We start from the raw sequence: 26,229 nt of genomic DNA, 5'->3' as shown, positions 1-26,229 counted from the left end.
TGCTCCTTGCAATATGTGTATCTATTACTTCTAAATCTTTATAAATTAGTAGTTATCTGAAGCGCCTTCTGTGTCATTTAATACAATTGCAACACTTGCACTTGCACCGATTCTAGAAGCCCCAGCTTCAATCATTTTCTCAGCATCTTCTCTTGTACGAACACCACCAGATGCTTTCACACCAACATTTGCTCCAACTGTTTTACGCATTAATGCGATATCTTCAGCAGTCGCTCCACCAGTTGAGAATCCAGTTGAAGTTTTTACAAAATCAGCACCAGCTTTTACTGACAATTCGCAGGCACGTACTTTTTCTTCATCTGTTAATAAACAAGTTTCAATAATAACTTTTACAAGTGCTTTTCCTTTTGCAGCTTGTACAACTTCGTAAATATCTTTTTCAACGAATTCATTATCGCCATCTTTTAAAGCGCCAACGTTGATTACCATATCAACTTCAGTCGCACCTTTTGCAATTACATCTTTTGTTTCAAATACTTTTGTTTCAGTTGTATTTGCACCTAAAGGAAAACCAATTACTGTGCAAACATCCACGTCGTGTCCTGCTAATTCTTCAGCTGCTAATTTCACCCATGTTGGATTAATACAAACAGAAGCGAAATTGTATTTTTTTGCTTCTTCTAAAACTTTCATAACGTCTTCTTTTTTAGTATCCGGTTTCAAAACTGTATGATCAATTAACTTTGCAATGTTCATTTTCTTCACTCCTCATATCTTTTAACAACTTCATTCTAACTCCACCTTGAACAAATGTAAACACACTTTTGAAATTTTGTTCAATTTTTTTCGAGATAGTGCAATAAGTTTTTGAAATTGACACAAAAAGAGAGCTGCGATATTAACAGCTCCCTCATAAAGCACAAAATTTATTCATTCATAAAGTGAAACTTCCATTTTAACCTTTTTAATAATTTAAAAGCTCTTTCGCGGTATGCTGATCGATAATCAACACATTCGCATACCCTCCGCTTAACGCACCATCAATTGCCTTTACTTTTCTAGAACCTCCAGCAACAAGAACAGAACGTTTCTTTAGACGTAATTCTTCTAAATCAATTCCAATTGTGCGTTGATTAATTTCCTCGCTACAAATTTTACCATCTCCATCAAAGAAACGTGAACAAATGTCTCCAACAGCTTGTTCTTTCAATAGGCTCATTTCTTGTTTATCTAAATAGCCTAACCGAAACAATAAAGCTTCATCTCTAACAGTTCCGACTGTAAAAATCGCAATATCCGCTTGTTTTCCCATTTCAATAATATGGTGAATATGTCGATCCTGTTCCACTAATTCCTTTGTAACTGCGTTATCAAATATAACTGGAAGCGGCAAATTTCGAGGTGTTGTTTGAAAGGCATCTGCAAATAAAGCAATCGTTTCATTTGCATACGTATTAACACTTGAGTGACTAATACCTCCTTTTAATTGAACAACCTCTACCCCTTTTACATGTTGCGGCACAATTTTCCTTGCGATTTCATACATAGTGGTTCCCCAGCTCACACCGACGATATCACCATTTGTAACAGTCTTCTCCATGTATTCAGCAGCATACTTACTTATATACTCCGTAATCGCCGTGTACTCTGGTACAGGGGAAAATACGATGTGCACTTCTAATAAATTATATTTTTCTTTAAGTAGGTTACCTACATTATCTAAATCAGCAAATGGATCCGCTATATGAATTTGAACAAACCCTTTTTCTTTCGCATATTTTAACAGTCTTGAAATGGTTGGTCTGGAGATATTCAATTTATTTGCAATTTCTTGTTGGCTATAATCAGATTGGTAGTATAATCTTGCAACTTCAACGCTTAGTTGTTGTTTTTCTTTATCCATACTAACGATATGTCCTTCCTTACATTTTCTATACTCATATACATCGTACTTACAAGCATTATACCGCTTTATTCTAGAAAATTCGACCATCTGCCAACTTCCCAAAGATAAATCACTTCAAAATGACCGATTTATAGCGTGAAAATTCCCACGAATAAGTCTCTCTTTTTTCTCCTTACTACAACATATACGTTTTCTTTACTCTCTATTTATTTTACTTTTGCATCCTCATGTAATTTTTCTGTATAATTCTTGACATCCTGCCAGCTATCTCTTGCTGTATTCAGATCCTCTTTATAAACTACCCTCACCTTCACTTCGTTTAGAGAAGAGGTCTTCTCAGTTAAAATGATAAAAACTCGAAGATCCATAATTCCCTCTACTTTCGTAATCGACTTTAAAATGATGGCAAACAAGAAAAGGTAGCTCTACCTCAGTAAAGCTACCTAAGAAATTACTTATTTTCCAATCTTTATTTTTTCAAATGATACGGTACAGTCGTAATAACTACATTTCTCTTATAAAGCAAGAATGCACGAATCAATAAGCTCGACTGGTTATGAAGAATATTGTGCCAACCTTTTTTAGGAATAAATTGCGGTATTACTACAGTAACCCGATAATTTGATTCGCTAGCTTTATATTGAACTGTGTCAATAAATTTGGTTAGCGGCTGAATAATACTTCTGTAATGAGAGTGTAGTGTCACCAGTCTAACTTCAGGCTGCCATTTCTTCCATTTTTCTTCAAACTTCTTCTCATCTTCTCTTTCAAAAGAAACGTAAACAGCTATGACCTGATCTGGTGAAAGGGATTTAGCATAATTTAATGAGTTCTCTACTACATGAGTCATACCAGCAACAGGAACAATGATTACATTCCCTTCAATCGGCACAATTGGTTCACAGGTTTTAAGACTTAATTGATCTCCTACCGCTTCATAATGCTTTCTAATTCGATGAAAAACAATAATAATGACAGGTAAGAAAATTAAAACTGTCCAAACTTGTGCAAACTTAGTTAAAAAGAACATACTCATAACTATAAAACTAATAATAGCACCAGTTAAATTAATCGTTAATTTTAAGATCCATCCTTCAGGCTTTTCTCGAATCCATTTTACCACCATCCCTGACTGAGACAACGTAAATGGAATAAACACACCTACTGCATAAAGTGGAATAAGATGTTCTGTTTGCCCTTGGAAAGCACTAATTAAGAGAATTGAAGCAATTCCAAGTATGATAATTCCATTTGAATATCCTAATCGGTCTCCCCTAACTGTAAACATTCTAGGTATAAACTTATCTTTTGCAAGATTAACTGCTAGTAAAGGAAAAGCAGAATAACCAGTATTAGCAGCAAGGATTAATATCAACGCTGTTGTTCCTTGAATAAAGAAATACATGAAGTTCCGTCCAAATGTTTCTTCGGCAATTTGTGAAACAACTGTTACCTCTTTACTTGGAGTAATACCATAATAGTAAGCTAAAAATACAATTCCTGAGAATAACACTGCAAGTAATAGGCCCATCGCAAGTAACGTTTTCGCAGCATTTTTAGGAGCTGGATCTTTAAAGTTCGGAATAGCATTGGAAATAGCTTCAACACCTGTCAAAGCAGAACTACCTGATGCAAATGCTTTTAAAAGTAAAAACAAACTAATCCCTGCTACTGGTGTACCGATTGGTGTATGCAAATTAGGTGAGACTTCACCTGTTACAATGTTGTATATACCTACACCGATTAATATAAATAGCGCTAAAACAAATAAATAAACGGGATAAGCTAAAACAGAAGCTGACTCCGTTACGCCTCTTAAGTTCAAGATTGTAATAAATATGACAAATATGATTGCAATAACCACATTATGAGCATGTAGACTAGGAAAAGCAGATGTAATCGCATCTGTACCTGCAGATACACTTACTGCCACCGTTAAAATATAGTCTACTAATAAGGAACCTCCAGCTATTAACCCTGGATTCACCCCTAAATTTTCTTTTGATACTACATACGCTCCTCCCCCATGAGGATACGCAAAAATAATTTGTCTATAAGACAAAATTAGAGCTGTTAACAAAACTAAGACTCCTATTGCGATTGGAATAGAATACCAAAATGCTAACGCACCAACTGCAGATAGAGCAATTAATATTTGCTCTGGACCATATGCCACTGATGACAAAGCATCAGAAGAAAGAATCGCTAATGCTTTCGTTTTATTAAGCTTTTGCTCTCCTAATTCAGTTGATTTTAACGGTCGACCAATTAAAAATCTTTTTATGGAAGAAACCACTGATCTTCACTCTCCAATAATTTTATGCATTTCTCTCTGTTAGTTCAGTAAAAAACGGACTTTTAAGAAAATAAAAAATGCCTACAAGTCCATGACGAATAAACTTGTAGACATCAATTTTTTTGTCGCACAAGCTCCACCTTCCTTCTCATATAACGCTTACGAGGTTAGCTGTCGGATTCGGGCCTGTGAGTAGCCCTACCTTTTTCAAGGATTCACCCCTTGGATTATGCACTAATCCATAAAAACGGGTCCCCCGTACCATGCGGTTTCAGCGATTTAGAAATTTGAAACTGTCGATTATAATACTCCCTTATTTAGAAAAAGTAAATACAAATTTTTAAATAAGGGCTTAAATTTTTAGAAATAGAACAGTTGTAATGATTTTGTAGGATTTTACTTCATCAATAAACATAATGGTCCTGATGCAAAATCATTTCATAAAAACATAAAGTCTACACAATATGTTCAAGTTTAAGAGATAACTAACAAGAGTTTTTGCACCATTACCAAATGATTTATATGTGCTATCTATTAATAAATTGACTTCACCTTTTCAAATAACAATATTCAAAACATTCAATCTGAAAACCCGTTTTATTTGTAGGATTTCCTTGCTTTTTGTCGAATACGTTCAATGAGAGGAGGAATATTACATGATCTTCAAAGGATTCTTCATTAATCTATCTATTTTTGCTTTCTTAGTTAGCTCAGCTATATTTATTCGAGTGTTGATTTTGAATATTCATTCTAAATTAAATCAGCTATATGGAGGAATAGTTGCCGGTATCATAGCTACTATTTTGATGGTCTTTAATTTTAAGCACATGGGATTGTTTTATGATCTCCGAATGGCTCCTCTTATAATTTCGTACATTTATTTTGGTCGTACGGCTGGTTGGATTACAATAACATTTATTATAATTATGCGTATTTTCTATCTTGGTGGTAATTGGGGACCATCTTTGATTGTTTCTTTAGGAATAGCTACTATATATACTATTTTTGAAACATATCTCAAGAAGCTTCATCCCTTTAAGAGAGTCTTTCTCTATCTAGCTGTTTACATAGCTATGATCCATTTGGTATTTGGATACTTTTTTCCTTCTATACCACTTATACTTTTTGACATTCAAGGTACATTATTTATATCTTCTGGACTATTGATCAGTATTTTTCTTATGGAGTCCTATCAAAAATTATATTATTTAACACAAAATTTAACTAAAGCGAATGAAACATTACAAGAATCAAAGCAAGAATTAAGGGATACCGTACATGAACTGCAAGGAGGTATTTTTAAATTTAAAAAAGTGGATGGGAATTTTATTCATACTTTATGTGATGGACAGTTATTTTATCAACATGGTTTTCACTCTGAACAAGTGGTAGGGAAAAGTTTACCTACCATAGATTCTTCCATTGTTCCATTCCATTTAGTACCTCGACTACTAAAATATTATCAACAGGCATGGGATGGTAATGAAGTCACTTTCGAATTACCTTGGCCAAATGATGAAACTATTATTCTATTCTCTCTTAGGCCAGTTAAAAGAAAGGGAACAGTGATTGAAGTGGTTGGTTCTACTGTTGATATAACGAAAAGAAAAAATGCAGAAAATGAACTAAAGGTAACGAAAGAACGGTTGGAATCATTTATTAATCATAACGTAGATGCTATCACCATATTTGATTTAGACGGACACATGATACAAGCCAATAAAGCTTACGAAAAGATATTTGGATGGTCAGAAAAAGAAATCTTGGGAAAAAAATTACCTTGCGTACCAGATTTTTTAATGGATCAAACTTTAGAAACTATTAAAAACATTACCGCAAAAGATCCTGTTATTACTAAATTAGAAACAGTGCGACAACGCAAGGACAAAACTCTCATTGATGTAAGCTTGACAGTTTCACCCATTTTAGATTTACAGGGCAATGTAATTGCTTTATCAGGAATTTGTAGGGACATTTCTGAAAGAAAACAAGCAGAAAGAAAACTACAGCATCTACATCAACAATTAAAAGGCAGTGAGATGAAATACCGTGCACTTATCGAACAAGCAACGGATGCGGTATACGTAGTAGAGCTAAATGAGGATCAATTTCCAGTTCGATTTATTGAGGTAAATCCTGTTGGGTGCAAAAGATTTGGATATAGTAGAGAAGAACTTCTCTCGATGCCATTTCCTAGTACCGTTCCGCCAGATTCTCCAATGGTCAATAGAGTGATAGAGAAAATTAGAGATGGGCAAACTTCTTTCACTTTGCAAGATGAATTTGTTTTTCCAACAGGAAAAACAATAACAACTGAGTTTGGTGTCCGTGTTTTTAACTTGAATGGCAAAAACGTTTTCTTGAGTATCTCTCGAGATATCACTGAGCGGTTAAAAACTGAGGAGTTATTACGAAAATCGGAGAAACTTGCTGTAGTGGGTCAATTAGCCACTGCTATTGCCCATGAAATTAATAATCCTTTAACAGCAATGAAAGGATTCATGCATTTACTAAAATCAACAGAAAATAAGAACAATAAGCATTATATAGATATCGTGTTATCAGAGATTGAGCGAATAGACAGTATTACCAATGAATTTATGGCGCTAGCAAAACCTCAGGCGTTAGAAATTAAAACAAATGATCTTAATGTATTAATGAAACAAGTTGTAATGATACTTCAGCCTCAAGCAATGATGAACAACATACAAATTACAACTGAGTTTACATCTAATACTTCATTCATCCTTTGTGAAGGGAATCAATTAAAGCAAGCTTTTATAAATATCTTAAAAAATGCGATTGAAGCAACTCCAATGGGAGGGGAAATCTTGATTCAAATCGAAGATGTACCAGATAAAAACCAGGTAAACATTCGATTTACTGATTACGGGTGTGGAATTGAAAAAGATCGTATACCTTATCTAGGAGAACCATTTTATAGTATCAAAGAAAATGGTATCGGTTTAGGATTAATGATCTGTTATAAAATTATCGAAAAGCACCAAGGAAAGATACTTATTGAAAGTGAAGTAGGCAAAGGAACGACAGTTAATATTAATCTTCCTATATCTACTCTCGAAAATTAAAGCTCTTATTCATCTTCTTAGGTACACCCTTTCACCATGAAATTTAAAATAAACATATCTCAAAAGCAAAAAGTTTCTTTTCTATAGTTTAGAATAAAGAAACTTTTTTGCTTTTAAATATTATGGATAGATTTAATATACACAACTCCTTCCCTTACTTTAATAGATCCTGATATATTTCGTTGATATTCCTGCTCTAAAGACTATTTCACGGAAGAAACTCCATTAAAGGAGCCTCGATGGTGCCTTTCAGGAAATACTTTGGTTGCATATGGAGCGAAGCTTTTCAATCTCCTTCATTTATCTGATTCTCCTTATTTTCTTGTAGCGATGTGAATGTTAAATTATAATTTAAGGTAGTTTGACATAAAAACATTGATAACATTAAATAAAAATTTCATTATTTTAAATATATTTTAACGAAATATTAAGGAGTATAGTCATGGAAAATATAGATATTGGAAAAAAAGTACAAAAGTATAGAAAAGCTAAAGGCTTGAGCAGTAAGGAGTTAGCAAAATTAGCTGCAATTACCCCTTCAATGTTAAGCCAAATCGAACGTGGATTAGCAAATCCTTCAATACAAACCATAAAGGTCTTAGCTAAATCCCTTGATGTTCCAACATTTAGTTTTTTCATTGAAGAAACAAACACAGATGATTTAATCGTAAGATCCAATAAACGTAAGAAAATGATTGTTGATAATTTATCTTATGAGTTATTGTCACCTGATTGCACTGGTAATTTGGCAACAGCGATTATGAATGTTCCTCCCAATACCTCTTCGTCAGAAAATCCTCTGGAACATAGAGGTGAGGAAGTTGCAGTCATTTTAGAAGGAAAAATTTTGTTATATCTAAATGAAGAACAATATGTATTAGACGCTGGTGATAGTGTAAAGATACCAGCAAATTTAAAACATAAATGGGAAAATAATTTCAACGAAATGGCAATTGTATTATTTTCAGTGACACCACCTTCGTTTTAAATTAAATAAAATATTGAATGTTCCCTTACAACATCTTTTCGTAAACTTTTAAATTTTGATAAATAATTTTTAACAATGGAGCATCTACATGAAATTGTTTTGCTAATTTCAACAAATATCCTTGTAAGTACTCCCCCTCGATAGATGAACCTTTTTCCATATCCCGCTGCATAGAAGATTTCATATCATATGAAATCTTCTCAATCGTCTTCATATGTTCGTCAACAATATTATCCTGAATGGGGGCCCCAGATGCTTTCATAATCTGTGCTGCTTCTTTAAATAAATTCCGAATCAAGTCCCGTCCCCCATCACTTTCACGGATCGGACCTATTGGTGCGCGCATTAGCGTAGTCACGCCTGACATAACAGTAATAAATAAATATTTATGCCACATATCTTGCACGATATGATTACTTAAAACAAAACTTGCTTTTGTACCCTTTAATGTGTTGGCAATCCCCTGTATTCGCTCTGTATGTAAATGTTTTATTTCCCCAAATACAAGTCGGTTAGCAGAGCTAGTTTGAACAACATCTCCCTCACCGTTTAATGTTGTTTCGATAAAACACAAACCTCCAATAACTTTATCCTCACCAAATACCTGTTGCAATGTAGATAAGTGAGCTATACCATTTAGTAGTGGTATAATAATTGTATTTTTACCAACAAATGGCTTCAAATCGTTTATTGCTTCTTCTAAATGATAGGTTTTTGTTGAGAATAAAATTAAATCGAATGGATCTACGGATTCAGTTTTTGTGATTAATTGTGGTATAAAGGAGAAATTTCCATTTATGCTACGAATAACAAGACCATTTTTCTCAAGCTGTTGTTTTCGTCCACTACGAACGAGAAACGTAACATCTTCCCCTTTTTCTACTAAACGGCCTCCAAAATATCCTCCAATTCCTCCAGCTCCTAATACTAAAATACGCATATAGAACTCCCCTTTTCCAATTATGAAAATTTCACTTCCTTGTAGCATAACTATATTATACATCTGACTTATTTATTTAACAGAAGATTCAACTTCTTAATAAAGTTTTATTTTAAAATTATGTATTATAGTAAAGAATTGTGTGGTTAGAAAGGATGAGAAAAAATGCAATATCCAATGTTCTTATCTAAAAGATTAACAATACGCCCATTTGAATTAGACGATGCTCCGAGAGTTCAAGAATTAGCAGGAGATAAAGAGGTTGCTAAGACTACTACAATTATTCCTCACCCTTATCCAGATGACGTGGCAGAAGAGTGGATTACCTCTACTCATACAGCTATGGATAAGGGTGACAGTTTTCACTTTGCAATGGTTAATGAGCAAAATATGCTCATCGGTTGCATATACCTTTTTATTAATAAAAAACATAATAAAGGTGAGCTAGGATACTGGATAGGTAAATCATATTGGGGGAAAGGATACTGCACAGAAGCCGGCCAAGTCATCGTTACATATGCATTTGAAGAATTGCAACTAAACCGTATTTATGCTGATGCTTTCACTAAAAATCCTGCCTCATCTAAAGTCATGCAAAAATTAGGATTGAAGCATGAGGGAACATTTAAACAAAGTTGTTTATACTGGGGAATGTATGAAGATACTGTTGTTTATGGTTTAACAAAATCTGCTTATAACAAGAGTAAATAGCTGCTCTTCTTTTTAGCAAATATCAATAATACGAAAGCTTTACTTCCGCCATAAAAATCAAAATTTCAGGAAGAAAACACACGGAAACATCCTTATAACATTTAGTTTTAATAAATAAATGGATCCTTATAAAAAGAGTAGACCACAAATTTTTATGGCCTACTCTTTTCTTTAAACATTTCCCTTGTTTTGCTTCACCAGAAATAATCTATATTTTCTCACATCTTATAAATGACTTAAATTCCTCTTCTATCCCCAAAAAACACCTACATAAAATATGATATACTAAATTAAAAATCAATAGAGGAGCTGGCTATTATGGGGATGATTGGACAGTATCTATTAGTTACAGATGAGGAATTAAGTAAAATCAAAAATAAAGAGTTGGATCTTTATTTTAAAGAGTCCGATTTAGATATCGATAAGTCATGGCAGTTACTTCATTTTACTTTATGTGGTGAGATTGGCGGAGGGGAGCCACCACTTGGACATGTCGTACCTCTTAATGATTCTATCATAGATAACGATTTGCTCGGTACTTTTTATCTTACAACTAGTGAAGTCGAAGAGACCTATTCTGCAATAAAAGATTTAAGCGAATCTGATTTCAACAACATGTACAACTTTCAAGAATTAATGGATGAACAACTTTATCCACTCGTTGAAGATGATGATTCTGATGAGATATTCGAATATACTTATAGTTATTTTTTAGAAATTAAGGCTTTATATAAACAAGCTGTTTCAAACAAACAATGTGTAATCTTTTTCATTATCTAAATACAAATAAAAAATGGATCCTCTCTTTTACGATGGGATCCATTTTTTATTAAAGTCAATTATTATCCTAATTTCACTTGATTTTCTGCTTCAATTTTTTCTAATGCAGTAGCTACTTGCTCTTCTGTTAATTCATGTTCTTTCACATAACGGTTACGTGGGTGCACACGGCACTCGTGTGAGCATGCACGTAAATATTTCTGTTCATTTTCTTCTGAGCATAAGATTTGTTTGTTACATTCTGGATTTGCACAATTTACATAACGCTCACATGGTTCTTTTGTAAAGTGATCTTTTCCAACAATAACATGTTCTTTTTGGTTCACTGGTACACCAATACGCTCATCGAATACATAACATTGTCCATCCCATAGTTCACCTTGCACTTCAGGGTCTTTTCCGTACGTTACAATCCCGCCGTGAAGCTGACTTACATCTTCAAAACCTTCTCTAACTAACCAGCCTGAAAATTTTTCACAACGAATACCACCTGTACAATACGTTAAAATCTTTTTGCCTTCGAGCATTTCTTTATTTTCATCAATCCAATCTGGTAGCTCGCGGAATGATTTAATATCAGGTTTAATTGCGCCTCTAAAATGGCCTAGATCAAATTCATAATCATTTCTCGCATCAATGATAACTGTATTTTCTTCTCGCATTGCTTCATAAAACTCTTTTGGTTCTAAATACTTTCCTGTTGTTTCTTTCGGATTGATATCATCTTCTAAACGAAGTGTAACAAGCTCTGGACGAGGACGCACATGCATTTTTTTAAACGCATGCTCATCCGCTTCATCCACTTTAAAAACGATTCCAGCAAATCGTGGATCGTTCTTCATTGCTTCCATATATTTCTCTGTTTGCCCGACAGTACCTGAGGCCGTTCCGTTAATCCCTTCTTCTGCTACAAGAATTCTCCCTTTTAACTCAAGTGAATTACAAAATTCTAAATGCTGAGCAGCAAACTCTTCAGGGTTCTCAATTGTAGTGTACATGTAATACAGCAGTACTCTGTATGGTTTTGTATTTAACATTTTATTTTTACCACCTATCTAATTCGATATTTTAAAATCATGTATAAGTTAACGATCATATCGGAACATATAAGAATAAGAAAAGATTTGTTACCTATTGTTCAAATAACTTTCTCCTATTTACAATGTTTTCCCTGAAGTTAACGCAAATGAAAAACGAGATCACATAACAATCCAATACGGTTGTAATGTAATCCCAATATATTATATAACATACAAATTAGTTTCCAGCAATTAATATGCTGTGAATCCTATTTTACAATTGAAAGCACTTTTTTCCACTCCATATTGTAAGTCAACTCTCTTTATTCTCCTACAATCCCTAAAGTTATAACTGTATGTGAGCTATTTTATTTATTTTTGTTACATAGTTATTCCGATCACACATTTTATTGTATACAGTCATATAATTTGCATTAAGGAAACAGTTATGTTCAAATAAAAACATCATCTAAAATATCTAAATGTATTGAAATAGAACAAAAGAATAAATACAATAATTGCATCAAGTTAAGAAACTAAAGGGGAAAACTACTATGAATAAAGATATAACAAAAGATGAACATGTCCCTCCTCAAAGTACAACAATTCAATCTGCCCACCTAGCTTTAAGTGGCGAAACAAAAGGATTAAAAAAATTATTGCCTTTTCTTGGCCCTGCATTCATCGCATCCGTAGCTTATATTGATCCAGGAAACTTCGCTACAAATATTGCGGCAGGTTCACAATATGGTTATTTATTACTTTGGGTGATTCTAGCTTCCAATTTAATGGCCGTATTAATTCAGTCTCTATCAGCAAAGCTCGGAATTGCTACCGGAAAGAACCTGCCTGAAGTTGCTCGTGAACATTTTCCAAAACCCGTTTCAATTGGTTTATGGATACAAGGAGAACTCGTTATTATAGCTACTGATTTAGCTGAATTTATCGGTGCTGCGTTAGGATTATATTTACTGTTTGGTATTCCAATGTTACCCGCTGCTTTAATTACTGCAGTTGGATCATTCATTATACTGGAGTTTCAACGCAGGGGCTTCCGTCCATTAGAAGCTGTTATTACAGGAATGGTCTTTATCGTTGTTATTGCATTTGGTGTACAAGTGTTTTATGCGAAACCAGAGCTAAGCCCTCTTCTTTCAGGACTGTTTATTCCTAAATTTCAAGGTGTAGATAGCATTTTACTTGCAGCTGGAATTTTAGGCGCAACAGTAATGCCACATGCGATTTATCTACATTCTGCTTTAACACAACGCCGCGTAGTCGGAACAACAGATGAACAGCGCAAAAAGATTTTCCGCTTTGAATTCATTGATATCATTATTGCAATGGTGATTGCTGGAGCGATTAATGCAAGTATGCTAATTGTAGCAGCTGCCTTGTTCTTCAAAAACGGATTACATGTTAAAGATTTAGATGTCGCTTTTAATGAGTTTAGCAATTTAGTTGGCCCTGTATCAGCTAGCCTTTTTGGGATTGGATTGTTAGCTGCTGGTTTATCTAGTTCTTCTGTTGGTACAATGTCTGGTGATATTATTATGCAAGGATTTATCCGCATGCATATTCCTTTATATTTAAGACGATTTATTACAATGATTCCACCTCTTGTTATTATTGCGTTAGGAGTGAATCCAACTCATGCCCTTGTCATGAGTCAAGTTGTATTATCATTCGGAATCGCATTTGCATTAGTACCTCTTATTATGTTTACAAGTAACAAAAAGATTATGGGTGTGCTAGTGAACCATCGCATTACAAACGCAATTGCTTGGCTAATTGCTGCGTTAGTTATCGCTTTAAATATTTTCTTGCTGTATCAGACATTTACTGGTCAATAAAAAAGAAGATCTCATNNATGAGATCTTCTTTTTTATTTCAACAGTAACGTTACATATTCTCTCTTTTGTATTCGGCTTCATCTTATATTCGTTCAAAAAGATTTCACTCAACTGCTAAGACAATACCTGGCACAATCTATTCATGAGTATTCTACAAAGCTCCGCGAGGATCCAGCAGTAAAGAAAACTCAATACACATATTATTGCAATAACTTTCGAATCCATAGTTGTATCAACAGTAGGGCCTAGCACTGGAAAACGAAATACATACAAAAGCATTATAATACCTGTAAGTAAACATATTGATGAAAAGGAAACAACCACAACTCTCCTCTTAAATTGTAAAAAGGCCGCCCCCATCGCTATACCTAATAAACCTGTTGTAAAGGGAAAGATAATTAGTTCACTCGGCTGAATAATAAATAAAAGGAAAATCGTAAGGGTATAAGAAAGGATTCCCTGGCGGATAGAAAAGCAAGTAGTTAAAAAAATTGGTAAGGTCGCTAGAATACTAATCAGAAAGCCTATACCAGGCATAAAGCCCCCCGCTGATTGAAACATAGCGGCAAATGTGCTCAATACAGCTGTAATAACTAACTTGGTTGCAAGGGCCATCTTTCTTACGTGAACATAGTTTGCATCTGTCTCTATCATCGATTGATACCAATAACGAACAAACTGATCGATTCAAACACCCCCTAAAAACATCCAATTCGTCACTTTCTATACTATTCATTCCCTTGCGCTTTATGCTGTATTGCCTGTTAGTAATCAATTGGAATGAGGACTGTCCCTCCGTGAATATTCAAAAATAGAAGCTTTTTCTAAGGGGTACAATGTATCGGGCGGATACTATGAAAAGAATTTTAAAGCCAGAAGATATCTTAGTTCCATTAGGATATGGAATTGAAGTATTTGCTAAAAAGCTTATAACTCCCATTAACTTAACGTTTACAGATTGATGGTAAGGTGTTAGTGCTTACTCCAACCTGAAGAAAAGTAATAGCTGAGGGATTTCTCCTGCCACTTTCCGGTGTTACTTTTTATAAAGGGAATATCTATCAAATCCTATAGTTATAAATCATGGAACAATTTCAAAAACAGTACCTTGGTTAAAATCAGTTACTTTCATAGAGCCATAAACTCCTAAATATAGTCTGGTTTGATCCAGATTCGTTCCCAAATTAACATAATAAGCTGATTGAGACCCAAAATTATAATCCGTTTCAATAACACTAAAATCATTTAGTTTACAATTTGTACTTCCCCTGGTATAAGCTAAAACTCCTCTAACCGGAGGTCGAGATTCTTCATTCTTGGCAAGATCGGTAAACACGACGCTTCCCGTTAAATTTGGGATTTCATTCCCCATATATGGCTGGACTCCTGTAAGTGCAGTTCCTCCAAACTTATCGGGTCGGGGATCTTTATGAAAATAACTAGTTAAAGGCTGAAGACGCCCTACTAAAGTTTTTACTGCTTCATTGTAATAAGCAATTGTTTTCTCAACCAAAGTCGGATTTGCAGAACAGCCCTTTATAAACGAAGTAGGAAAAGCACCTTCCCACCCTCGCCAGCCAAAGTTAATAAATCCTTCTTGGTCAGTTAAAGAAGCTTGAATAAGCTGAGTAACCGGTATTGGTTTATAATGAACGAATGAAAAAATCGACTCTACCAGGTCCTGTCCGACAATCCCCACATATTTGATATACTGATTATAAAACCTTTGAAATGAAATGCCTGTTATATTGCGAACCCCTTTGGCAATTACCGTAAGCGTTTCCTGGATAGATGAGGGAAGTTCATTAAAGCGCGTGACTACGGGTGGATTATTAATAGATGTATTCTTAACTACATCAATTTCAATTATTTTACCAGCTATCTCCATATCATTCTGACTTAAATTAAATGGATCATAGCCTGCCCCACCATCTCCAGTTGTTAAAACAAGTTTTCCGGTTTCAGGTGAAAAGTTTAAGCTATTGACACCATTATGATTAAAAAATGGTCTTCTTAAGTTAAGTAATGTCCGTCGTTTTTGAGGTTGACCATTCGATTGTAAAATCCATTCTTCAACTGTATCAATATGATCATATTGCGTTTCTCTATTTGTCCACCTTAGGTTTAAAGTACTGGAATCACATGGGTTAGGCTTAAAATGTTCAGAAAGGGCACCTGGACCTTGTGTTCCAGCTACTGAATAATGAAGATAAAACAGACCGTTATAATAAAATTCTGGGTGAAATGCTAGCCCTAGCAATCCCCGTTCATCATATCCACTACCAGAAACACCTTCCTCAGAAGTACCTAATTTTATGACTCGCGGGCGAATATCTAAAAAAGTCCTTATAACTCCGTTTCCTATGTAAAAAATCTCTCCTACCTGGGTTGCAATAAATAATCTTTCAATTGAGTCACCCGGAAGTATAGCTGTTTTCAAAACGGTGGGTAAATTTATCTTACTTACAATGGGCCGTAAACTAACTTTAACTTTTATCAACTAACTTTACACCCCTTTTTAATGTTTTCTATCATAAGAATATGATTAGAACTGTTCTATTAGTATCAAATTTGGACCAGGGATTCCCTCAAGAATATGGCCCTTTAACGGAACAACTCTATGTCACTAAATAATTCCTTAATCCACTTTTTATTCAGATGTTCTTTTTGTTCTAGTCAAAAAGAACATCTTCTGACAAAAATACCTAGGAGGGTAAAGGTTCACAATTTTTTTATAAACATCACGACTTTATTTCAAATCAACAATAACCCCGCCCTAATTTTAAGGCGGGGTTAAAATAATATACCAAATCGGATTCCATATTAATTATTTTTCTCCTTTTTTAAATCGATTTGTTTTTGTATTTCATTCTGTGCTTCATCACTCATTTCAAATGCATATATATGAGACCAGTACTTCTTGGTTAAAGGATCGTATTCCACCCTTACTGTGACATCTTTTTTGGAATCTTCGTTTAAATAACCGTTAATTTTTATTTCATGCACTGGATTCGATGGTCTATTTTCTTTCTTGTTTGAGTTTATACTCTTTTCAAATGTTTGTTTAACGAGTGTTAAATTTAAATTGTACTTCTCTTTTAAAAATTGAATTGCCTCAGATTCAGCATTTTTTCGGATGTTCGTTTCTTCTTCAGAAGTAAGAGCTTCCTGTTTCGCCTTCTCTTCAGCCTGTTGGTTATTTTTAGATAAATTCATTCCTCCTGCATTTTCTTTTGAATCAAAATCAATCAACCATTTTTCCTGTTTATAATGCGCTTCAATAGAAGCTGTACAGGAATACCCATTTATTTTTTCGTCTTTTTGTTTATCGCAGTTTAATAATTCATATCTAATCTCTAAAATAGGATATTCGGGACTCCCTGTACCCTCATTCCATTCCAGCATACTTTGTTTAAGCTCATCCGTAATCTTAATAGGACCATTGTTTTTTTCTACTGCCTCTTTTACCTTTTCTATGATGTGTTGCTCTTTTACTTGTTCTGTAAATATGTATTTTTCTTCATGATTACCATAAATGCTTAAAGGGATCTCTAAAGCAAGCCATAGGATCAACCAAGATAATGCATAATAAGTCAACATTCGCTTTACAGAGAATATTCGAAACATGGCAAGTACAGCGCCAATACATATTAGGGGTAAACCTATATAAAGTAATGGAACTGTAATTATAAATGTAAAAGCTGTCATGAGAAGAATACCGTAAATCAAACTGTTATATTGCGGGATACCCATGTTGTATGCAGATATAATTAAAACCCAGATGTAACTTGTTGAAACGAGAAAAGCGATTGTATAATACAGCTTATTTCTTCTGTTTTTCTCTGCCATTTTTTCACCACCTTTGCCATATTAAAAATCTATATTTTAGTTTAACATAATAGCCCATTAAAAAATTATCTATTCTGAAAATACAATGCTGTGAATGGAGAAAAATTAATTTTCCACCATTCATCTCAGAGCTTATTTTTAAAATGACTTTATGATTCATACAGCTTAATCATTCCGATGTTGGATTGAAATAAAGTTTGAGTGAAAAGTAGCTAAAAACTTTGATTTCATCATAAAAAAACCTCGTATTTTGATTAAAATGCGGGGGCTAAAATTTTGCAAGCTATATATTTTTATAATAAAGTTTAATGATTTCGGTAAGCGAATAGTTATGATTCGCCCTCCCGTTTCTTATTCCTCCAAACATAATTTATACTGTATCAACTTAACCTTTTTGTCTAAATAAATTTCACTACCAATACGACTAACCTCAGTAAAACCTAATTTCCCCATCATCTTCCTTGAACGGAGATTTGTTTCATGCGTTTCACCGTAAAATATAGTGATTCTTAATTCTTTGACTGCATGATGGATTAGACTATTAACAGTTTGAGTACCAATTCCCATGCCCCAGAGTTTGCTATCCCCAATAGCAATACCAATTTCAGCACTATTATTTCTTATCTTTGCTAAATCTGCATAGCCAATAAGTCTATTATTATATTCAATTCCAAAACGAATAAAATCATTTCGTTGCTTATCTACACAATGATTCCACCATTGAAATAATTCATCTTTATCTCTATTTTTTTGCCAGCCATTTGCTTCACAAAATCGTTCATCTTTATTCCAATTTAAAACAACGTCATAATCCTCTAATTTTAATGCCCTAAAAGAAATTCCTTTAGCATTTTCATCAATTTCCATTTCTTTCACCTACCATTAACAGCCCTTTTTTTCGCGTTAATATCGTAACATTCTCACTTTTGTCATATAGGATAAAAAGAAAATATGATATTCAATTTCAATTAAAATCACATTTTTAATCAAACTGTATTCCAAGGCTACAGTTGTTAAAAGCGGGGGAATCGTCTTGAAAATAAGCTCGCCGTTATAAATCCGCATTTTCCTGACGGTACCCCTCATCTATCAACTTAAGATTTTGAAATGCATCAAAACGAATTTTTTTCTTTCCACTTTTATTCATGAGAATTAAGTTCACTTTTTTCGCTTTAGGATACAACCTTTTTTACTTAATGGCGATGTATAGTGACCCACAAGTTAAAAAACATCATTTTAATGTTTTTTAACTTGTGGGAGTAATAGAACAGATTTCTTAGCAAATTTCAGGAACCCAACTGTAGTAAACGAATTAAAAATGCTAATTTTCTACATAACCGTTTGTCAAGGATACCTATTAAAGGTCATATCCATCATTCGGGAACATTCTTGTTATTTGGAACTATTTCTGGCTACGCTGCATTTCTTGCTTCTCCATATAACTACGCATCTGTCGCATATATTTAGGTGCGTCCATCGGATTCCCCGCGATCATTTCAATGATACAGAGTCTTTCGGCACTTTCCACCTTACTTTGGACTTCAGAACCTCCGAAAGAGCCTAGGTACATTCCGATATAATTTGGATGGCTCTCGTCGAATGCCCCCTTCCCATACATCATCGTTGCAACAGGAACGTTCATGGCGTCGACCAGCTGCCGAGCTGCTGTCTGAAGCCCGAAACGCATTGTTTTCACATCCACCAGGATAACCGGACGCTTTGCACGCTCCAGCAGCCGATGGACATGATTCACCGCAGCCTGAAGGGTTTTCAGGTTGGACGTTGGACGTGGTGGTACCGGCTCTTTCCGGACCGTGATCGCCTTGTTCACTAAATCATCGGCTACAACCAGGTATACCGGTTTTTTCTTTTCCTTAGCAATGCGAATCGCAGCCGGAATTTCAATCTTGGCGTTTTCCGGCGTAAGTACTGCGGTATAAGCCGTAATCTGCTCATACACCTTGCGGAAGACATCAAAATTTCCATCCATTAGGGTGTGGTGCATCAGCTTGTGCTCTTTTTGATCCTTCTCAGGAGGCGCACCCACAATGTGAATAATTGGCACATGCTCGCTGTTGGCTCCCTCTATCGCATTGCAGGCGCTAAGCTCCCCGACCCCAAAGGTCGTAATAAGAGCGGATATTCCTTTGATTCTTGCATAGCCATCTGCGGCATAGCCCGAGTTTAATTCGTTCCGCCCTTCTATAAAACGGATACCGTTATAACACTCCAAGGTATCAAGAAGTGTAAAATTATAGTCCCCTGCGACGCCGAAAATTTCGGTAATGCCCTCCAGTTTCAAGCAATCGAACAAATACTGGCCAACCGCTTTTTGAGCCGTCCTGCTTTGCAAACCAAAGCTGCCCGCATTTATTATGTTGTCCATCGCTTGCTCACTCCTTATCCATTTCTTTGGCTTGTCTTGTTTTATAGCACTCTTTTTGAGAATTCCTTTTCATCAAACAGGTTATCCGCCGTGCTGAGCTAAAGATACTATCATAAGTCATTCAACGTAGTTTTAGGGAGGTAGCTAACACTAGCACAAATGTGTTATGAAAGAGTAACCGGTGCAAAAAAACGTTGAAATTAGAGATGTATTTCTTATAACAAAAAATGTCCATCACAGAGAAAGAACAAACTCCGAATTATTTACTTTAAAATTTAAAAAAGAGCCAATACTTCTGTATCAAGTAATTAGCTCTTTTCCACCTTATTATTTTTCAGCTATAAAAGCATGTTTATACGTATACACCCCACCAAATTGGTGCTTCTCAATACCTTTGACATATTCCTTCTGTATATATGCTGAACCAGTATGATAAAGCGGGGCAATTGCAGCATCTTCCAAGACTACTCGCTCTGCCTCTTGTAAGGTCTCCCATCTTTTCTGTTGGTCTTGTACAATATCATATTTTGCTTTCTTTATAAGATCATCATAATAAGAATTCGAGTACTCCATCTTATTATTAGAATTATTTGTCGTAAATAATTCTAAGTAACTTATCGGGTCTTTATAATCTGGCCCCCACACTACCATAGATATATCATATTGCCCTGTTTGTTCTAGCTGTAATTTTTGCTTAAATGGTTGCTGTTTAATCTGCACTGTTAAACCTTGTAAATGCTTTTCCAAATCGCCTTTTATATACTCTGCCATACGCCTTGCATTGTCTTGTTCAAATGTCAGGAGCTCAACTGTAATACTTTCTGTGCCAAGCTCTTTTTTAGCGTCTGTCCAAAGTTTTTTTGCTTTTTGCAAATCATAGCTAGCAATATTCCCATTCTCCTTTCTAAAATCCTTCCCAGTTGCTTCATTCTTATATCCTTTTGGGATCAGACCTTGTGCAGGAGTTGCACCATTATTTATAAAGTGCTTTACAAATTCCTCTTTATTCAATGCTAAAGAAATAGATTGACGAACTTTTTTATTTGCTAGTGTAGCATTTCTTTCATTAAGTCGAAGCATCGCTATGGCTGACTCACTTGACACATGTAGCCCCTTGTTGTTTTTGTATCGTTCTACAAATGTAGAATTAATAGGCACACGGTCAAGAGTACCAGATTCATATAAATTTACAGCCGTCATTGTATCTTTTACAATATGGAAGTTTATTTCATCTAGCTTCACTTTCCCTTTATCCCAGTAAGTATTATTTTTCTTTAATTGAAATTCTTGTTCATGCTTCCATTTTTCTAACACAAACGCTCCATTATATATTAGGTTATTAGGCTCTAATCCATAACGATTTCCTTGTTCTTTCACAAATGATTCATGCTGTGGTAAATAAATAGGCAATGCTAATAATTGCAGTAAATACGGAACAGGCTGTTCTAACTGTACTTCTAGCGTATAATTATCTAATGCCTTTACTCCTAGTCGATCAGTAGCCAATGTACCTTTATTTATTTCTTGTGCGTTTTTTATATAAAATAACATGTACGCATATTGAGAGGCTGTTTCAGGACTCAATGTCCGTTTCCAAGCAAAAGTAAAATCATGTGCTGTTACTGATTCACCATTTGACCATTTTGCATCTTTACGCAAATGGAATGTATATCTTTTCCCATCTTCACTTTTCTCAAATGACTTCGCCACACCAGGTACGGGGTTATCTTGATTATCTAGTACATATAACCCTTCAAATATATTTTGCATCACATGTGATGATGTACCATCCATCGCTTTGGCTGTATCAAGAGAAGGGATTTCTTCTGATACTGTTACGTTTAACACTTGTTTTTGATCCTCTTTATTAACTTTATTCGCTTTACTACTACAAGCCGATAAAATTAAAGATGTGACAAGTGTAATTGCTAGTAAGCGGCTCTTTTTCTGCTTCATGAATTTTTCTCCTTAAATTCGAATAATATTATAAAACGCTATACATTATAGCAGAAAGACTAGTATAAAGTCGTGTTATTCTGTTGAATATTTATTCGTTTCACATAAAATTCACAAAAAAACGCTCTCCTCTTGTATTTCATTAAAAAGGATAGCGTTCTTTATCAATTTGTCTATTTCAATTACATCTTCAACCCTCGTTTATAACGACTCGCTTCAAAAATAATTCGCTCTTCATCTAATGTTTTACATTCACCGTTCCACACAATGTGCTTTCCGTTAATTACAACATCTGATATATCTTTCCCACTCGCGGCATAAACAAGGTGTGACAATACTTCTTCCGCTGGTTGCAAATGCGGCTTATTGGATGGATCAATTGTAATAAAGTCGGCACATTTCCCTACCTCAATTGAACCTGTTTGTTTCATTCCAATTACTTCTGCCGCACTTTTGGTGGCTAATGAAAGAGCTGTTTCAACGGGTAGTGCAGTTGCATCCTTATGGATACCTTTTTGCAATAAAGTGGCAACGCGGAGCTCTTCAAACATATCTAGGTTATTGTTAGATGCAACACTATCTGTGGCAATACCAACTTTGATTCCCGCTTCTAACATTGTCTTAACATCTGCTATACCAGATCCTAATTTCAAATTACTATTAGGATTATGAGCAACACGAACATCATGTTCTGCTAAGAAAGCGCGCTCATTTTCATTTAGCACAACCCCGTGTGCAATAACTGTCGGTCTCTGAAATAAACCACAACTTGCCACATACTCTACTGGACGTTTGCCATATTGCGTTTCAATATCACGTACTTCACGCTCTGTTTCCGAAAGATGGATGTGAACCATTGTCTGATTTTCCATCGCAATGCGTGCACACTCTTCTAGCATTTCTGTAGAACATGTATATGGACTATGAGGGGCAATCATTGTTGTTAACATGTCGCCTTCACTGTAATATTGTTTTACATATTTCTCCGCATCTTGAATTGCTTTCTTCTCATCCTCTTTCGTTCCAAAGCTAAATAAAGTTCTTGAAACTGCAGCACGCATTCCACTCTTACGGACCGTTTCCATAATAGTATCTTGATCTACACCAATCGGATTAAACATATCAGAGAATGTTGTTGTCCCACTCTTCACCATTTCTAATAAACCAAGTTCTGTACTCGCAACAGCAAGTTCTGGAGTAAATTGACTTTCCAGTGGCCAAATTCTTGTTTCAAGCCACGGCTGGAGCAGCATATCATCACCAATGCCACGTAAAAGAGTCATTACAACATGTGTATGCGTATTCACAAGACCTGGCAATAACCACTTTCCTTTTAAATCGATTACTTCATCCACTTGATCCTGATTAGAAAATTCTCCATTTTGTACTTCTATAATCTTATCATCTTCTACGATGATATATCCGTTTCGTAACACTTCATTCTGTTCATTTAGCGTTGCAATCGCAGCGCTTACATAAGCTGTTTTCAAAAGTTTTTCCCCTCTCAACTCTATAAAGTATATTCCTTTCGATAAGTTACCACCATTATAGTAACTTATTAAACATTGAGAGTCAAAAGATATTTCACTTCAGACAAATTCTATTGCATAAAGATATGCACTTTTTGTTTTAAAGTATAATATTGCCTTTCATTCGTGTCTGCAAATGCTTCTTCTCTATTAGAAGGAATGTCCATATAAGTTATCTCTTCAAAAAATTGTGATGATGTAAAATCATATCGTTTGCCATTTATCATATTGTAAAAATGCCAAACTTCGTCAACTTGCGTCTTCTTTATTTCTTCTCCAAACAAATCGTGTATAACAAGTGCTGTTACACCGCATTGCCCTTTTGCTGGATTTTCTATCGTCCACTTTGAGCTTGTTTCAATTGACCACGACTTTTTTAAGATTTCGTACACCTCTGCAAACTTTAACTCATTCATTTTCTCAGCATCCCCTATGTAATATCGATTCTATACATCATATTGTAAAAGTGGCAAAATCCGATTTTTAAAAACAGTTGAAGGTGTCTCACCGATTAATTTTGCGCCCATTTTCATATAATACCCTTTTGCATTTGGATCACTATCAATTGTAAATCTCTTAATTCCCAAGTTAGCTGCTCTTTCTACAACACTTTGCCATAAAAGTTTCCCATAACCTTTCCCCTTATAATTTGGATGTAAATATAAGAAATCAAGAGCATCCTCTTCTTTACGCAAAAACGAGAAAAAACCAATTTTTACTCCTTGATTTTCTAAAACATATACGTAGTTATTGACAATATACGCTTCTGTAATTGTTAAATCTTCCTTACATGCTAATATAAATTCTTCGCTGTAATCCCAAGTTGCTTTTGAATTTAGTGCTAGCTCACTTAATTCATTTGCTTCGTTTAATAACGCTTCCCTTACTTTCATTTCTCCCTCTCCTTTTGTAGCTATGTCTTGAAAATCTCTTTCTATATATTCTACATTTATAAACTCACTCATGATTCCCCTCCAATTTCTTAAAATAAAAGTCTCACTTCTACAAAAAGTGAGACTTTTATTTTATACGTTATGTTCATTTAACCAAGCTATCAAATCTTGAAATACTTCATCCCTATTCACTTCATGAAACATTTCGTGCCTTCCATTTTCATATAAACGAAGTGTTACATCTTTCACACCGCATTTTTTATACATATCGTACACCTCTCTTACACCTTTCCCCATGTCGCCCACCGGATCACGATCTCCAGAAAAAATGTGTATCGGAAGGTCTTTAGGTGTTTTTTTATATTCCTCTAGTTTATTCACTTCAAGCACACCGTTAAATAATTCACGATAAAAACTTGTTGAACAAATAAAACCACATAATGGATCTTCTATGTATCTATCAACTTGATTTGTATCTGAAGAAAGCCAATCAAACTTTGTACGATTCGGTTTAAAGTTCGAATTAAAATTTCCAAATGATAAAAAGTTTAACATTGGACTTTTTGTTTTTGCACCACGTAGCTTCATTTCAACTGTTGCCACTTTATGACCTACTACACCTAAAAACCCAGGATTTCCACCTGTCCCAGAAATAAGGAATCCATCATATAGTTCACCACGAAGTTGCACAGCACGTCTAGATAAGAAAGAGCCCATACTATGTCCTAATAAAAAAAGCGGACAATTATGTTCATTACGAATAAGTTCCGATAAAAAGATTATGTCAGAAACAGCTTGATCCCAGCCAATATTCGGTTCAAAATGGCCGTAATCCTCTTCTTGTTTTGCTGTTTTTCCATGTCCCCGGTGATCATGAGCATACACACCATAACCAGCCTTCAATAAAGCATCAATGTACTCTGTATAGACACCAACATGTTCCGTCATACCATGTGCAATTTGTACAATTCCACGAATTTCACTTTCCGGTAGCCACTTACGTAAATAAATTTCCGATCCATCCAATACCGTAACAAAGCATTCCTGTATGTTCATTTTCACACCCTCCAAATCCATTATGTACATTTTTATAAAATGAATGATTATTCATTATTCTTACTATGTATTATATGCAATTGTTTTCGTAATGACAAACACTGTATTTTCTAAACGAATCCTCAAATTATTATCTTGAAGAACAAGAAATATAATTATATAGTAACTTACATAAAGTAACTATATAATTATATTTTTAGGAGGGAACCATTATGATACCATCATTATTTTTAGCACACGGCTCACCAATGCTTGCTATTCAAGATACAGACTATACACGTTTTCTAAAAACACTTGGAGAAACATATAAACCAAAAGCAATTGCTATTTTTACAGCACACTGGGAAACTGAAGTATTAACCATCTCATCTTCAGATGATGAATATGAAACAATTTATGATTTCGGCGGATTCCCTCCCGAATTATATGAAATACAATATAAAGCAAAAGGTTCTTCAGCCATCGCAACAATGCTCGAAACAAAATTTAAACATAAGGGGATTCCAGTTCACAAAGATACAACTCGAGGGTTAGATCATGGTTCATGGACACTATTACATCGTATGTATCCAAAAGCTGATATACCTGTCGTTCAAGTTTCAGTAAATCCATTCCTTCCCGCAAAAAAGCAATATGAAATTGGACAGGCAATTCAAGGACTTGGACAAGAGGATATTTTAGTAATCGGCAGCGGTGTTACTGTGCATAATTTACGTGCACTCAAATGGGATCAAACAACGCCTGAAAGTTGGGCTGTTGAATTTGATGACTGGATTATAAAACATATGCAAAATAACGATAAAAATTCATTGTGTAACTGGGAAACCGCTGCTCCTCACGCGCGTTTAGCCGTTCCAAGAGCAGAACACTTTGTCCCACTTTTCATTGCTATGGGAAGTGGGAATACTGAAGGTAAAATGATTCATCGTAGCTATGAACTTGGAACATTAAGTTATCTTTGCTTTCAGTTTTAATTAATTTAAAACAAAAAGGATGAAGCACCGTTCACTTCATCCT

Annotated in this window: 22 protein-coding genes, 1 pseudogene and 1 riboswitch; of the genes and pseudogenes, 7 read left to right on the top strand and 16 right to left on the bottom strand. The window is 34.8% G+C overall.

Annotated features, from left to right (window positions below; translation table 11 throughout):
* Nucleotides 1-45: 45 nt before the first annotated feature.
* From deoC to CN288_RS14855, 4 genes are all read right to left on the bottom strand, one after another.
* The gene (gene deoC, locus CN288_RS14865) at nucleotides 46-717 is read right to left on the bottom strand and encodes a deoxyribose-phosphate aldolase (RefSeq protein ID WP_026592002.1); all 672 of its coding nucleotides are present in this window, start codon (nucleotides 715-717) and stop codon (nucleotides 46-48) included.
* Nucleotides 718-925: 208 nt separating this feature from the next.
* Nucleotides 926-1,864, bottom strand: a complete 939-nt coding sequence (locus CN288_RS14860) for a sugar-binding transcriptional regulator (protein WP_026592004.1) — start codon at nucleotides 1,862-1,864, stop codon at nucleotides 926-928.
* A 209-nt stretch (nucleotides 1,865-2,073) separates the two neighbouring features.
* Nucleotides 2,074-2,280 (bottom strand): hypothetical protein, encoded by a 207-nt coding sequence (locus CN288_RS28810; protein ID WP_176527679.1) that lies wholly within the window; start codon nucleotides 2,278-2,280, stop codon nucleotides 2,074-2,076.
* Between the two features lie 56 nt (nucleotides 2,281-2,336).
* Complete coding sequence (locus CN288_RS14855) at nucleotides 2,337-4,163, bottom strand: APC family permease (protein WP_026592005.1); 1,827 nt, start codon at nucleotides 4,161-4,163, stop codon at nucleotides 2,337-2,339.
* A gap of 140 nt (nucleotides 4,164-4,303) precedes the next feature.
* A riboswitch (cyclic di-AMP (ydaO/yuaA leader) is annotated at nucleotides 4,304-4,450 on the bottom strand.
* Between the two features lie 369 nt (nucleotides 4,451-4,819).
* Here CN288_RS14855 and CN288_RS14850 point away from each other — a divergent pair.
* Together CN288_RS14850 and CN288_RS14845 are read left to right on the top strand one after the other, a co-directional pair.
* On the top strand, nucleotides 4,820-7,252 hold the full coding sequence (locus CN288_RS14850; RefSeq protein WP_098302550.1) for a PAS domain S-box protein: 2,433 nt from the start codon (nucleotides 4,820-4,822) through the stop codon (nucleotides 7,250-7,252).
* Nucleotides 7,253-7,694: 442 nt separating this feature from the next.
* Nucleotides 7,695-8,240 (top strand): cupin domain-containing protein, encoded by a 546-nt coding sequence (locus CN288_RS14845; protein ID WP_026592006.1) that lies wholly within the window; start codon nucleotides 7,695-7,697, stop codon nucleotides 8,238-8,240.
* Between the two features lie 25 nt (nucleotides 8,241-8,265).
* On the opposite strand, the gene panE is transcribed toward CN288_RS14845, so the two are convergent.
* Complete coding sequence (gene panE / locus CN288_RS14840; RefSeq protein WP_026592007.1) at nucleotides 8,266-9,180, bottom strand: 2-dehydropantoate 2-reductase; 915 nt, start codon at nucleotides 9,178-9,180, stop codon at nucleotides 8,266-8,268.
* 165 nt (nucleotides 9,181-9,345) lie between these two features.
* On the opposite strand from panE, the gene CN288_RS14835 reads away from it, so the two are divergent.
* The gene (locus CN288_RS14835; protein ID WP_026592008.1) at nucleotides 9,346-9,891 is read left to right on the top strand and encodes a GNAT family N-acetyltransferase; all 546 of its coding nucleotides are present in this window, start codon (nucleotides 9,346-9,348) and stop codon (nucleotides 9,889-9,891) included.
* Nucleotides 9,892-10,215: 324 nt separating this feature from the next.
* Nucleotides 10,216-10,671: a YfbM family protein gene (locus tag CN288_RS14830; RefSeq protein WP_255259985.1), complete on the top strand. Its 456-nt coding sequence runs from the start codon at nucleotides 10,216-10,218 to the stop codon at nucleotides 10,669-10,671.
* 62 nt (nucleotides 10,672-10,733) lie between these two features.
* Here the strand turns inward: CN288_RS14830 and trhO are convergent, their stop codons facing one another.
* On the bottom strand, nucleotides 10,734-11,708 hold the full coding sequence (gene trhO, locus CN288_RS14825; RefSeq protein WP_026592010.1) for an oxygen-dependent tRNA uridine(34) hydroxylase TrhO: 975 nt from the start codon (nucleotides 11,706-11,708) through the stop codon (nucleotides 10,734-10,736).
* A gap of 536 nt (nucleotides 11,709-12,244) precedes the next feature.
* Between trhO and CN288_RS14820 the strand changes: the two genes are divergently transcribed.
* Nucleotides 12,245-13,543 (top strand): Nramp family divalent metal transporter, encoded by a 1,299-nt coding sequence (locus tag CN288_RS14820; RefSeq protein WP_026592011.1) that lies wholly within the window; start codon nucleotides 12,245-12,247, stop codon nucleotides 13,541-13,543.
* Between the two features lie 114 nt (nucleotides 13,544-13,657).
* Here CN288_RS14820 and CN288_RS14815 read toward each other — a convergent pair whose 3' ends face one another.
* Nucleotides 13,658-14,197, bottom strand: coding sequence for a hypothetical protein (locus tag CN288_RS14815; protein WP_441296561.1), 540 nt, complete (start codon nucleotides 14,195-14,197; stop codon nucleotides 13,658-13,660).
* A 182-nt stretch (nucleotides 14,198-14,379) separates the two neighbouring features.
* On the opposite strand from CN288_RS14815, the gene CN288_RS29615 reads away from it, so the two are divergent.
* Nucleotides 14,380-14,505, top strand: a complete 126-nt coding sequence (locus tag CN288_RS29615; protein WP_255259984.1) for a hypothetical protein — start codon at nucleotides 14,380-14,382, stop codon at nucleotides 14,503-14,505.
* Between the two features lie 119 nt (nucleotides 14,506-14,624).
* Here CN288_RS29615 and CN288_RS14810 read toward each other — a convergent pair whose 3' ends face one another.
* The 9 genes and pseudogenes from CN288_RS14810 to CN288_RS14770 form a co-directional block, all read right to left on the bottom strand.
* On the bottom strand, nucleotides 14,625-16,043 hold the full coding sequence (locus tag CN288_RS14810; RefSeq protein ID WP_098302549.1) for a PQQ-dependent sugar dehydrogenase: 1,419 nt from the start codon (nucleotides 16,041-16,043) through the stop codon (nucleotides 14,625-14,627).
* Between the two features lie 323 nt (nucleotides 16,044-16,366).
* The gene (locus CN288_RS14805) at nucleotides 16,367-17,251 is read right to left on the bottom strand and encodes a hypothetical protein (protein WP_255259983.1); all 885 of its coding nucleotides are present in this window, start codon (nucleotides 17,249-17,251) and stop codon (nucleotides 16,367-16,369) included.
* A 492-nt stretch (nucleotides 17,252-17,743) separates the two neighbouring features.
* Nucleotides 17,744-18,259 (bottom strand): GNAT family N-acetyltransferase, encoded by a 516-nt coding sequence (locus CN288_RS14800; protein WP_098302548.1) that lies wholly within the window; start codon nucleotides 18,257-18,259, stop codon nucleotides 17,744-17,746.
* A gap of 622 nt (nucleotides 18,260-18,881) precedes the next feature.
* A pseudogene (locus CN288_RS14795) lies at nucleotides 18,882-19,778 on the bottom strand (thiamine pyrophosphate-binding protein); the annotation flags it as partial.
* Between the two features lie 327 nt (nucleotides 19,779-20,105).
* On the bottom strand, nucleotides 20,106-21,734 hold the full coding sequence (locus CN288_RS14790; protein ID WP_098302547.1) for a peptide ABC transporter substrate-binding protein: 1,629 nt from the start codon (nucleotides 21,732-21,734) through the stop codon (nucleotides 20,106-20,108).
* A gap of 182 nt (nucleotides 21,735-21,916) precedes the next feature.
* The gene (locus CN288_RS14785) at nucleotides 21,917-23,242 is read right to left on the bottom strand and encodes a bifunctional S-methyl-5'-thioadenosine deaminase/S-adenosylhomocysteine deaminase (RefSeq protein ID WP_026592018.1); all 1,326 of its coding nucleotides are present in this window, start codon (nucleotides 23,240-23,242) and stop codon (nucleotides 21,917-21,919) included.
* A gap of 92 nt (nucleotides 23,243-23,334) precedes the next feature.
* Nucleotides 23,335-23,679, bottom strand: a complete 345-nt coding sequence (locus tag CN288_RS14780) for a YunG family protein (protein WP_026592019.1) — start codon at nucleotides 23,677-23,679, stop codon at nucleotides 23,335-23,337.
* Between the two features lie 30 nt (nucleotides 23,680-23,709).
* Nucleotides 23,710-24,156, bottom strand: coding sequence for a GNAT family N-acetyltransferase (locus CN288_RS14775; protein ID WP_026592020.1), 447 nt, complete (start codon nucleotides 24,154-24,156; stop codon nucleotides 23,710-23,712).
* 132 nt (nucleotides 24,157-24,288) lie between these two features.
* Complete coding sequence (locus CN288_RS14770) at nucleotides 24,289-25,212, bottom strand: alpha/beta hydrolase (protein ID WP_098302546.1); 924 nt, start codon at nucleotides 25,210-25,212, stop codon at nucleotides 24,289-24,291.
* Nucleotides 25,213-25,424: 212 nt separating this feature from the next.
* Between CN288_RS14770 and CN288_RS14765 the strand changes: the two genes are divergently transcribed.
* Nucleotides 25,425-26,186, top strand: coding sequence for a DODA-type extradiol aromatic ring-opening family dioxygenase (locus tag CN288_RS14765; protein ID WP_098302545.1), 762 nt, complete (start codon nucleotides 25,425-25,427; stop codon nucleotides 26,184-26,186).
* Nucleotides 26,187-26,229: the final 43 nt, after the last annotated feature.

This window comes from Bacillus sp. AFS023182 (genome assembly GCF_002560575.1).
GTDB classification, from domain to species: Bacteria; Bacillota; Bacilli; order Bacillales; family Bacillaceae_G; genus Bacillus_A; species Bacillus_A arachidis.
This window is presented reverse-complemented; position numbering and strand designations above follow the sequence as displayed.

Bases quoted from the DNA above. Each gene is read 5' to 3' on its own strand.
- CN288_RS14815 (WP_441296561.1), bottom strand. From the start codon at position 14,197: ATGATAGAGACAGATGCAAACTATGTTCACGTAAGAAAGATGGCCCTT.
- CN288_RS14765 (WP_098302545.1), top strand. From the start codon at position 25,425: ATGATACCATCATTATTTTTAGCACACGGCTCACCAATGCTTGCTATT.
- panE (WP_026592007.1), bottom strand. From the start codon at position 9,180: ATGCGTATTTTAGTATTAGGAGCTGGAGGAATTGGAGGATATTTTGGA.
- CN288_RS14800 (WP_098302548.1), bottom strand. From the start codon at position 18,259: ATGGAAATTGATGAAAATGCTAAAGGAATTTCTTTTAGGGCATTAAAA.
- CN288_RS14845 (WP_026592006.1), top strand. From the start codon at position 7,695: ATGGAAAATATAGATATTGGAAAAAAAGTACAAAAGTATAGAAAAGCT.
- CN288_RS14805 (WP_255259983.1), bottom strand. From the start codon at position 17,251: ATGACAGCTTTTACATTTATAATTACAGTTCCATTACTTTATATAGGT.
- CN288_RS14860 (WP_026592004.1), bottom strand. From the start codon at position 1,864: ATGGATAAAGAAAAACAACAACTAAGCGTTGAAGTTGCAAGATTATAC.
- CN288_RS14780 (WP_026592019.1), bottom strand. From the start codon at position 23,679: ATGAATGAGTTAAAGTTTGCAGAGGTGTACGAAATCTTAAAAAAGTCG.
- CN288_RS29615 (WP_255259984.1), top strand. From the start codon at position 14,380: ATGTATCGGGCGGATACTATGAAAAGAATTTTAAAGCCAGAAGATATC.
- CN288_RS14820 (WP_026592011.1), top strand. From the start codon at position 12,245: ATGAATAAAGATATAACAAAAGATGAACATGTCCCTCCTCAAAGTACA.
- trhO (WP_026592010.1), bottom strand. From the start codon at position 11,708: ATGTTAAATACAAAACCATACAGAGTACTGCTGTATTACATGTACACT.
- deoC (WP_026592002.1), bottom strand. From the start codon at position 717: ATGAACATTGCAAAGTTAATTGATCATACAGTTTTGAAACCGGATACT.
- CN288_RS14775 (WP_026592020.1), bottom strand. From the start codon at position 24,156: ATGAAAGTAAGGGAAGCGTTATTAAACGAAGCAAATGAATTAAGTGAG.
- CN288_RS14850 (WP_098302550.1), top strand. From the start codon at position 4,820: ATGATCTTCAAAGGATTCTTCATTAATCTATCTATTTTTGCTTTCTTA.
- CN288_RS14770 (WP_098302546.1), bottom strand. From the start codon at position 25,212: ATGAACATACAGGAATGCTTTGTTACGGTATTGGATGGATCGGAAATT.
- CN288_RS14790 (WP_098302547.1), bottom strand. From the start codon at position 21,734: ATGAAGCAGAAAAAGAGCCGCTTACTAGCAATTACACTTGTCACATCT.
- CN288_RS14835 (WP_026592008.1), top strand. From the start codon at position 9,346: ATGCAATATCCAATGTTCTTATCTAAAAGATTAACAATACGCCCATTT.
- CN288_RS14830 (WP_255259985.1), top strand. From the start codon at position 10,216: ATGATTGGACAGTATCTATTAGTTACAGATGAGGAATTAAGTAAAATC.